The sequence below is a fragment of the Candidatus Phytoplasma pruni genome, from assembly GCF_001277135.1.
GTDB lineage: Bacteria > Bacillota_I > Bacilli_A > Acholeplasmatales > Acholeplasmataceae > Phytoplasma > Phytoplasma pruni.
In genome coordinates, this window is record NZ_LHCF01000014.1 from 1 (window position 1) to 10,934 (window position 10,934).

Genomic DNA, 10,934 nt, shown 5'->3' on the forward strand with positions numbered 1-10,934 from the left:
TTTTTTTATTTAATTTATCTAAATTATTATTTTATTATTTTGGAGCGGACGAGGGGGAATTGAACCCCCCGTCTCATGCTTGGCAAGCACGTATAATAGCCACTATACGACGTCCGCATTCTTTAAGTCAAGAATTTCATTTTTTTAAAAAAAATAATTTCTAAAAAACTACAACATATATATTAACAAAAAAATAAGAAAAATTTAAAACAAAATGATTGGTGCCCTTAACGAGAATCGAACTTGTATTTCATCATTACCACTGATGTGTTTTGCCATTAAACTATAAGGGCTTTTGACGCTCTTGTATTATTTTATCATATAAAACCCAATTTAAGAAAAAATGTTATAATTAATTGCTAAAAAAACTTTTTCTTCCGCTTTATTAACTTTTTTATAAATATTTGTTTACTTTCCAAATAAATAATATATAATAAAAGAGGTTAATTTAAACTAATTTTAATAAAGAGGAGTTTTTCATAATGGAACAAAAGGAACAAAAGGAACAAAAAAGAATTCAGGGTAAAGTAGATTGGTTTAATCCTGATAAAGGGTTTGGTTTCATCACAATTGATACTGACGATCCTAATGCAGAAGGACAAAAAGGTAACGTTTTCTTTCATTACACATCTATCAGATTAGACAACAGCGAATACAGAACAGACAAATTTCGTACTTTAGAAGCAAACCAAAAAGTTGAATTCACTATTAAAGAAGTTGAAGGTCGCGGTCTACAAGCTTTTGATATCGTTAAAGTAGAATAATAATTCATTAATTTGAAATATATTTTAAAAACAGACTTTTAATTAAAGTCTTTTTTTTAGTGTATAATATGTTTTTATTGTTTTAAACAAAAATTTTATGGAGAAAGTAAATGAAAAAATTTAGTAGCGAAGCAGTAACCAAAGGTCATCCTGATAAAATAGCGGATCAAATTTCTGACGCTTTATTAGACGCTTATTTAAGTGAAGATCAAGAGGCTAAAGTGGCTATCGAAACAGTTGTCACTAACCAAAAAGTTATCATTTTGGGCGAAATTAAAACTAGTTCTCCATTAGCTCCTCAACAAGTAGAAAAGATTATTAAAAACACTGTTCAACAAATAGGATATGACAGAAAAAACGAAAATTTTTCTTATGATGAATTATCTATCGTTAATTTAACTCACGAACAATCAGAAGAAATAAATAAAGCGGTTTTAAATAAAGGCGCCGGAGATCAAGGTTTGATGTTTGGTTATGCCACCAACGAAACACCAACCTTTTTGCCTTTGAATTTCTTTTTAACCAAAGCTTTAGCTTTAAAATTGACAGAATTAAGAGAAAATAAAACTTTACCTTTTTTAAGACCAGATGGGAAAACTCAAGTAACTATTTGTTATGATGAAAACAATAAACCTCTTTATGTAGAAGCCATTGTGGTTTCTTGTCAACACAAAAAAAATATCACTCAAGAAGAAATTAAAGAAGAAATTATAGAACATGTTATCAAACCAGTTATTGATCCTCAATTAATGAACGAAAAAACCAAGATTTTTGTCAATCCATCTGGTAGTTTCGTCAATGGGGGTCCTGGTTCGGACGCTGGTTTAACAGGTAGAAAAATTATTCAAGACACTTATGGCGGGGAAGTTCGTCATGGCGGCGGTTGTTTTAGCGGTAAAGATGCTTCTAAAGTGGACCGTAGTGGTGCTTATATGGTGAGATATTTGGCTAAAAATATCGTTGCTGCTGGTGTTTGTGATAAATGTGAATTACAAATTTCTTACGCTATCGGAATAGAACAACCAGTAGGTTTATTTATTAATACCTTTAATACTAATAAAGTGCCTGAATCATTAATTATCCAGACAATTCAACAAAATTTTGATTTAACTCCGCAAGGAATTATTAATCAATTAAAACTAAAACAACCCCTTTTTCAAATAACTGCTAGAGATGGACATTTTGGCAGACAAGATGATTTATTCGAATGGGAAAAAACCGATAAAATAGCTGTTTTTCAAAAATTATTAACATAAATGTTATGAAACTATATAATATTAATATAAGCAAATGTTAATAAAATAATTATAAATAAGGGTTCTGATTTATGAATGTTAAAAAATTAGTAAAAGAAGTATCTTTTCGTAATGAAAATTTTAGTCAATGGTACACAGATGTTTGTTTGAAATCAGAATTGATTGATTATTCCGATATCAAAGGTTTTTTTATTTATTTGCCGTATGGTTATGCTCTATGGGAAATGATTCAACAATTTATGAACCAAGAATTAAAAAAACTAACCATCAAAACGTGTATTTTCCTTTAGTCTTTACAGAAAATTTATTTCAAAAAGAACAGCAACATATTGAAGGATTTGCTCCTGAAGCGATGACTATCAGCAAAATAGGCGATAAAACTCTGCCAGAAAAATTAATTATTAGACCTACTTCTGAAGTGTTATTTTCTCAATATTATGCTAAAAAAATAGTTTCTTATCGTGATTTACCTAAATTATTTAATCAATGGTGCACTGTTGTTCGTTGGGAAAAAACCAATAAACCTTTTTTAAGAAGTAAAGAATTTTTATGGCAAGAAGGGCATACAGTTCATACTACAAAAGAAGAAGCTTTACAAGAAAGCTTCGATATTTTAAATTTATATAAAAAATTAGGTCAAGAACTGTTAGCCATCCCTTTTGTTTCTGGCAAAAAAACCGAAAAAGAGAAATTTAAAGGCGCGGAAGTGACATATTCTATTGAAGCTTTAATGTATGATGGACAAGCTTTGCAAGCCGGAACTTCACATTATTTAGGTACTAAATTTTCTGAAGCTTTTGAGATCACTTTTCAAGATGCTAATTTGCAAAAACAATTCACTCATCAAACCTCTTGGGGCATTTCTTCTCGCTTAATAGGAGCTTTAATTATGGTTCACGGCGATGACGAAGGTTTAGTGATGCCGCCTTATATCGCTCCCGTACAAATCGTCATTGTACCTTTGCAAATGAAAAACGAACAAGTAGTGGAAAAAGCGCACCTTTTATACCAACAATTAAGCGCTTCTTATAGAGTGAAAATAGATTTACAAAATAAAAATATAGGTTGGAAATTGAGCAATCACGAACTTAAAGGCATACCTTTAAGAATAGAAATCGGTAAAAAAGAATTAGAAAACGGAGAATTAACTCTTTTTATCAGACACAATTCTACTAAAATAAAAGCGGCCGCAAAAGATTTATTAGAATCAATACCTCTTCTATTAAAAAAAATTCACCAAGAAATGTATCAAAAAGCTTCTGATCATGTTAAAAATAACACTTATCAAGCTAAAACTTATGATGAATTTAAAGAACATCTACAAAAAACAGGATATATTAAAATGAGTGTTTATGAAAATGAAGCCGAAGAAATTATTAAAAAAGAGACAGGCGCTACCGCTCGAGTTATTTTAGACGAACCTTTAATAACAGAAATTTGCCCTGTAACCAATAAAAAAGCTAACCAAACGGTGTTATTTGCTAGAGCTTATTAATAAATTAATTTATTCCAAGAAGATCCTTCTGAGGATAAATCATATATGCTTTGACATTTGTCATATTATATGTTAGAATAAAAACAGTTATTTCCTAGAAGTAAAAAGAGAAATAAAAGGGGATTTGATTGCTTAGATATATGGAAAATGATGATTTAACAGAGAATTTAAATAATACTATTTATAGCCTATTTTTCGCTTGTGTGAAAAATAAGAAAGAGGTTATAAATTAAAGTGGACTATTTCAACGTTTATCTAATGATTTTTGGATTAATTTTGTTGAATTCTTTTTTTGCTGCGATCGAAATATCGTTAGTAACCTTAAGTGAAAGTAAAATTAATTTAGAAATTAAAAATGGTTCTAAAAAAGCCTTAAAAATAAAAAAATTAAAAGAAACTCCTACTCATTTTTTATCTGTTATTCAGATAATGATTCATATTTTAACCTTTGTTCAAGGTTATCTTTTGAAAAATGAAAATGATTTAGGAATTTATTTCACAATCGGTTTAGTGGTTGTTTCTATTGTTTTTGGAGAAATTACTCCAAAAAGAATAGCTTTAAACTTTCCTTTGAAAACAGCTTATTTTTTATTAGATCTTTTCAATGTTTTTTGTTTCATAACTAAACCTATCGTTTGGTTATTGAACCAGATAAGCAATATTATTTTATATGCTTTAGGAATTGATCCACATAAAAAAAATGATGCTGTAGCTGAAGATGAATTGAGATATTTACTAAACACTTCTTACCGTAAAGGTATTATCGATAGTAGCGAGAATAATATGATTCAAAACATTTTTGACTTTGATGAAACCAAAGTTTCGGATGTAATGCGTCATAGAAAAGAAATTATCGCTATTAAATCAGATGTTACTCGCGAAGAATTAACTGATTTGATTTGTTCGGAAAAATACACAAGATTCCCCGTTTATGAGAAAAGTCTTGATAAAATAATCGGTATCGTTCACGTAAAAGATGTTTTTAAAGGATTAATAGAAGTGGATAAAAACCATTTACAATTCGACATTAAAGATTTCCTTCGCAAAGCTTATTACGTAATGGAATTTAAAAACATTAGTGAATTGTTTAAAGAAATGCAATTGAAACAAAACCATATTGCTATTGTAGTTGATGAATATGGTGGAACTGCTGGGATTGTCACTATTGAAGATGTAATTGAAGAAATCCTGGGTGATATAGAAGATGAATACGACAAACAGAACCAAGAAATTATCCAAATTTCTGAACACGAATATATCATCAAAGGAACTACTCACTTATATGATATAGAAGAAGAATTAAAAGCAGATTTACCTATTGATGATTACGAAACTTTAAGCGGTTTTATGTTAGGGAAATTTAAAAGAATTCCTGAAAATAACGAAAAAATTCAAATAATTTATAATAACTGGAAGTTTGATGGTTTAGCTCATGACGGTTTAGTGATTACTAAAATTAAAGTTTCTAAAATTGAACTAGTTCAACAAATAGCTCAAAAATCTGAAGAACAACCAGAATTATAAAAAGTTTAATCTATTTTAAAAGGAGTTTTTTTAACTTCTTTTTTTGTGCGTTGATAACGATAAATTTTTTTATGTGTTAAAAACGATTAAATTAAAAAAATGACTATAAAATGAAAAAATTACTATTAGAAAGTCTTTCCTCGCTGATGGAATCCTTATTTTACCAATTAAATCTCAAAAAATTAGAAAAAGCATTAAAGACCGATTTTGCAAAAGGTTTAGATAATGCTAAAGTTCAACAAAAACGTTTAAAATATGGTTTTAATCTTTTGCAAGAACCGGTTGCTTTTTCCTTTTGGAAAACATTTAGACAACAATTTAATGATTTTTTCGTTTATCTTTTATTAATAGCATCTGCCATCACGTTCATAATGGGTTTTATTTCCCATCAAAAAGAAGAAATTTTGGAAAGTATTTTAATTTTAATTATTGTTTTGATTAACGCTTTTTTGGGCGTTATTTATGAAAATAAAACCCAAAAATCATTATTAATGGTTAAAAACAAAACTAAACCTTATAGTAAAGTTTTAAGAAATAACCAAAAACAATTGATTTCGCAAGAAGAGTTGGTCGTAGGAGATATAGTTTTTTTAGAAACCGGGGACATTGTTCCGGCTGATATCAGGTTAATCCAATCCAACCATTTAAAAATTAATGAATCAGTGTTGACAGGTGAAACTTTATCAGTTGCTAAAAAACATCAAGATAACGATCAACCTTTTAGTTTATTTAACGCTTTTAACATAGTTTTCATGAGTACAGTCGTGGCTTATGGTAACGCCAAAGGAGTGGTTTTAGCCACAGGGATGAAGACTCAGATTGGTAAAATTACTCAATTTACCTTAATAAATCAAACGACTAAAACTCCTTTAGAAAAAAATATTGCTCATCTATCTAAATTGTTGAGCGTTATTATCGCTTTTTTAATTATAATTAATTTTTCGTTAAACCTATTGAAACATTATTGGTTTGGTAAAAACATAGATTTAACCGTTCTAAAACATTTTTTATTTTCTTCTATCGCTTTAGCGGTAGCGGTTATTCCGGAAGGTTTATTGGCTATTATCACCATTATTATGATTTTAGGGATTAAAAAACTAGCAAACCAAAAAGCTATCGTTAAAAATTTAAAAACTTTAGAAATTTTGGGAACTGTGAGTGTTATTTGTACAGATAAAACAGGCACTTTAACTTATAATAAAATGAATATTAAACATTTATATACATCGAACAATGTTTTTTCGGTTAATAACGTTTTACCTTTGTCCAAAGATGTTTTAAGATTGGTTAAATATGGTTGCTTATGTAATAATGCGACCGCGCAAAAAGACCAAAATAACAACAAGATCAATAATATTATCTTTGACCCTGTAGATCAATCTTTTATTGATTTAGCTTATTTATGGCAAATAGATGTTAATTTATTAAGAGAAGAAAATATACGCCTTAAAGAATTTCCTTTTGATGATAAATATAAATTAATGATTACTATTCATCGATTAAAAAGTCGTAAATATATCATTATTAAAGGAGCTGGAGAAATAATCTGTAATTTATCCAAGTATGTAGATTACCAAGGTGAAATGCAGGAAAAACAGTTAAATAATGAGCATCTGATAAACAATGAATTAACACGAATGACTCAAAAGGGTTATAAAGTGTTAGGTGTGGCTTATGTTGATTTTTTTCAAGAAGAATGGTTGCAAGAAGATACCACTTTAGATGAATTATTGTCCCAATTGCAAAATAAAATCGTTTTTTTAGGTTTGGTTGCTATACAAGATCCTATTAGGCCAGAAATTTTTGCAGCTATTCAAGACTGTCGCAACGCTTCTATTATTCCTATTATGATCACAGGCGATCATTTATATACTGCCGAAAAGATAGCTAAAGAATTACACATTTTAAAACATCCGCACGATTTAGCTATTAACGGAGATATGTTCGAACAAATGAGCGAAAGCGAAATAAAGACTAAATTACCTTATATTAAAGTTTATGCTAGAACTAAACCAGAACAAAAATTAAAAATTGTGCAAGCTTGGCAGAAATTAGGTCATATTGTGGCTATGACAGGCGATGGAGTGAACGATGCTCCTAGCATCAAACAAGCTAATATTGGTATTTCTATGGGCGTAAATGGTACAGAAATCGCTAAACAAACAGCTGATATTGTTTTAACAGATGATAATTTCAATACTATTAAAAACGCTATTGAAGAAGGAAGAAATATTTTTTTAAACATTAAAAAAAGTATTCTTTTCCTTTTAAGTTGTAATATGGGCGAAATAACTGTTATTTTATTAAATACTTGTTTGGGACATTTCTTTTTCACTTATGATTTTGTTATTCTTAGCGCTTTGCAAATTCTTTGGATTAATTTAGTCACCGATTCTTTGGTTGCTTTAGGGTTAGGCATGGAACCTAAAGAAAAAGATTTAATGAAGCAAAAGCCACGTAATATTAAAAATGCCTTACTAACGCCTGCTTTGATTTATAAAATAGCTTTAGAAGGGTTCTTTTTAGGTTTATTAACTTTCTTAGCCGCTTGGATTGGTTATAAGCTGCATCCTCAGGAAGCAGCTAAATATGGACAAACTTTCGCCTTTTTTGTTTTATCTTTTTCGCAATTAGTACACGTTTTTAATTTAAAACATTTACGTAAATCGGTTTTTTCACTTCAGACCAACTGGGCTTTAATTAAATTCTTTTTGATTAGTGTTTTTTTACAAATGATTATTCTATTCGTCCCTTTTTTCAAAGAAAACTTTCAATTAGCTGATTTATCTTGCAGAGACTTTCTCATCATTTTTATTTTATCAATGAGCCCTTTATTAGTGGTAGAGATAGCGAAAAAAGGTTTAAAAAGAAAGATCAATAGATAAAAATCAATAGATGATGTAAATCATCTATTTTTTTTCTTTATAAAAGAGTGTCGGTTATTGGTTCCAACATAATTAAATAACAATTTTGGCTGGATTTAGTTAAATGGAGGTAAAAATGAATACCTATGGAAAAACTATCTCTAAATTTGTAAAAACCAGGGTTAAATTTAATATATGTCCTAGCGAAATAAATTTTTTTATCGATTAAATCATCGATATTTTTAATAATTAATTTTTTCTCTAAAGCGTTATATTTGATATTACTCTCTTTATTGACTAAAACAAAATTTTTAACATATTGATCGGCTGTTTCGACAGCAGAAACACCTTTGAAATAATTTTTCCAAATTTTACTTTTGGGTAATTTATGAGAATTAATCATTTTTTGTGGATCAAAATCTAAGACAATTGGTTCTATAGGAATGTTTTTGTTAACAGGGGTAAAAGATTTTATCATTTGGCGTTGATAAAATATCCAAATAGGAGTCCAAAATAAAATCCCTACCAATAAATGAATGAAGATGGTTTTTATTTTTAACATTTTTTAACCTTTATTGTGTATTTTTAAATAAATATCATTACGACAAGGGGCAAAAGATCAATAAAAACTGCTTTTTTATTGATATCTAAAAAAAAGTATCCCTAAAAATAATAAACTTTTTTAAAATAACGTCGTGAAAAAAATATTATTGTCTTTGATTTTACTCATTTTAACCATCTTTAAAACAAATAATCCTAAATTATTTTTAAAAGTATGATATTATAAATTTTTAAGATAAAAATAAAATAATTTTCACAAAAACTTTCCTTTTTCCATTGTTATCAACTTATTTATTAATAGATTGAACTATCAAAGTGGTACCAAAAGAAAATAACTAATTGAACCAAATTGTTTATTAATTAAAAATAAACAGTTTGGTTTTTTATTTAGCCAAACTTAAAAAAGGAGTTTTAAAAAAATGAACGAACGCACAACATAAAAGAAAAACCAACTAAATTATATATGGATATTAATTCTAATGGGTGTGCTGACATTCTTTACGTTGAAAAGCCCAAAAAAAGCAATTGAAATTAAAGGTTAATAACTGTGAAGAAACATTCACTAAACCAAAATGCATCAAAAAGAATAAAAAAAACCAACAAATTAAATATATATTGGCAAATGTCGAATTAAAGGAACCAAACGAATGAAATATATTTACGGTTTAAAACAAATTATGCATTTTTTTAGCTAATATAGATACATTTCATATTTTATTAAGTTCGGATATCAAACAAACTAACTAACTATAATATTGCAAAAAAAATATTATTTTTAAAGGAAACGGATATTACCAAAATAAAAACCACATTGCAAGAATTAAATAAAAGTTTTTTTAATTTAGAGTTTGACAAGATATTTTAGAACAAAAATATTTTTTTAATAAACAAACAAAACAATTATACATTAATCCCGCTAAAATAAATTTTTCTCCCTTGTATAAGCAAAATAAGAATAAAAATAGTTCTACTTGGTTAAATGATTTTAAAAAAGAATTAGGTTTTAAAAATTAAAAGGAGTTTATCGCACAAATGAAAATTCAAGAAATTCAAATTAACAAAAAATAAGAAATAATAGCTTTTTTAAAACAAGAAGGTTTATTAGTTGATTGTGAACAAGTTTATATAGAAAAAATGGAATTATTTTTAAATAAGACCAATTTTTATTTACGTTCTAATCAAACTCTAGAAAGGGGGGGGTTGCAACAATCTAAAAAAGAAGCTTTACTCTAAAATTATATTATTGATCGCTCTTTAGATAGTTTTTTTTTGACTATATTGTAATGAGAAAACCCAAAAAAGTTTATCTTTTTTATAAAAACAACAACAATGGGCAAAGGAGTTTGAACAGATGAAAAAAAATATTTTTGCTATGAAGTGTTCCAAAACTTTAGACACTTTTTCTTCTAATGACAATGTTTTGTTATTTTGAAAAGATAGGAAATTATATACTTAATTTTTAGTCTTAAAGAATAATTTTAGAGACAAAATTTGTCTAAAAAAAACATAACAATTCATCAGTTTTTTAAAAAAATATTTTAATTTGCAACATTATTAGATAAGATTTGTTAAAAATATAATTACATGAAGATATTTTCATTCAATTGTTGATAAAATTAAATAAAAAAGGAGATTTATAATTGTTAAAAAAATTAGTTAAAAATAATTATTTAGTTTTTTTAGATTTTAATAACATTAATTATTATTTTTTCCTCATCGATATTTAGTAAAAAAATTTTTGCACACAATAAAACAAATATACAACAAAAACCATCTGTTGAAATTTTAGAAGTAAAAAATAAGAAATTTAATTTTATGGATTGTAAAAATTTTTCTCTCTTGGCTTTAAACAGAATTAATTTATTTAATTTAGGGATAACAATAAATCCTAATGATGTTGAAAAATTAAATGATATTACTCAAAAATGTTGTGATATAATTAATGGCGTATCTTCAAATAAGTTTAAAAGTCAAATATCTGTTCGAGAATATCCGAATATAAATTTAGTAAAAATTTAAATAATTTGAAAAAAGTTATTATGAATAATTCAATTAATAATAGTATAGAAATCAATGATACTTTTACAAATTGGAATCAGTATTTTGAAAATTGTTGCGATATATTATTATCATCTCTCATCGAATGTAGCAAAACATATTCAGATGATGAATCCGAGTCTATTTTAATTTTTATGGCTTCTCAAATAACAGGTATGTTATCAGATTTGTTGATACCATATATTCTATCTGATTAAATTTTTATAATTTATTTTAATTATTGATTTAATAAAAAATAATTTTTAGTATAAAATAAATTATTACAATAAATATTCGAAAATTATTCTTTTTAAAAGGCTCTTCTTTTGGGAGTCTTTTTTTTATCTAATTTTATGTGTTTTTTTTGATGTTTGTCTCAATTTGAAAATTTTAAATATTTTTTTATTTCTTACATTAACCATTTATTAAAATT

Annotated in this window: 5 protein-coding genes, 2 tRNA genes and 1 pseudogene; 5 read left to right on the forward strand and 3 right to left on the reverse strand. The window is 27.0% G+C overall.

All coding sequences use genetic code 11. The features are described 5' to 3' along the window. Positions 1–40: 40 nt before the first annotated feature. Together CPX_RS02140 and CPX_RS02145 are read right to left on the reverse strand one after the other, a co-directional pair. Positions 41–117, reverse strand: a tRNA-Gly gene (locus CPX_RS02140). Positions 118–219: 102 nt separating this feature from the next. Then, a tRNA-Thr gene (locus tag CPX_RS02145) sits at positions 220–293 on the reverse strand. Between the two features lie 189 nt (positions 294–482). Here CPX_RS02145 and CPX_RS02150 point away from each other — a divergent pair. From CPX_RS02150 to CPX_RS02170, 5 genes and pseudogenes are all read left to right on the forward strand, one after another. Further along, on the forward strand, positions 483–764 hold the full coding sequence (locus tag CPX_RS02150; protein WP_053521537.1) for a cold-shock protein: 282 nt from the start codon (positions 483–485) through the stop codon (positions 762–764). A gap of 110 nt (positions 765–874) precedes the next feature. Further along, on the forward strand, positions 875–2,020 hold the full coding sequence (metK, locus tag CPX_RS02155; protein WP_053521538.1) for a methionine adenosyltransferase: 1,146 nt from the start codon (positions 875–877) through the stop codon (positions 2,018–2,020). A 71-nt stretch (positions 2,021–2,091) separates the two neighbouring features. Further along, positions 2,092–3,515: pseudogene (proS, locus tag CPX_RS02160) on the forward strand (proline--tRNA ligase). A gap of 258 nt (positions 3,516–3,773) precedes the next feature. Beyond that, positions 3,774–5,039, forward strand: a complete 1,266-nt coding sequence (locus CPX_RS02165) for a hemolysin family protein (RefSeq protein ID WP_200902632.1) — start codon at positions 3,774–3,776, stop codon at positions 5,037–5,039. Between the two features lie 110 nt (positions 5,040–5,149). Then, entirely contained in the window at positions 5,150–7,924 is a 2,775-nt protein-coding gene (locus tag CPX_RS02170; protein WP_235443245.1) for a cation-translocating P-type ATPase, read from the forward strand. A gap of 37 nt (positions 7,925–7,961) precedes the next feature. Here the strand turns inward: CPX_RS02170 and CPX_RS02175 are convergent, their stop codons facing one another. Beyond that, positions 7,962–8,465, reverse strand: a complete 504-nt coding sequence (locus CPX_RS02175) for a hypothetical protein (protein ID WP_053521541.1) — start codon at positions 8,463–8,465, stop codon at positions 7,962–7,964. Positions 8,466–10,934: the final 2,469 nt, after the last annotated feature.

What these genes read in the sequence shown, in the direction of transcription:
- CPX_RS02170 (WP_235443245.1), top strand. Translation starts at nt 5,150, where the DNA reads ATGAAAAAATTACTATTAGAAAGTCTTTCCTCGCTGATGGAATCCTTA.
- CPX_RS02165 (WP_200902632.1), top strand. Translation starts at nt 3,774, where the DNA reads ATGATTTTTGGATTAATTTTGTTGAATTCTTTTTTTGCTGCGATCGAA.
- CPX_RS02175 (WP_053521541.1), bottom strand. Translation starts at nt 8,465, where the DNA reads ATGTTAAAAATAAAAACCATCTTCATTCATTTATTGGTAGGGATTTTA.
- metK (WP_053521538.1), top strand. Translation starts at nt 875, where the DNA reads ATGAAAAAATTTAGTAGCGAAGCAGTAACCAAAGGTCATCCTGATAAA.
- CPX_RS02150 (WP_053521537.1), top strand. Translation starts at nt 483, where the DNA reads ATGGAACAAAAGGAACAAAAGGAACAAAAAAGAATTCAGGGTAAAGTA.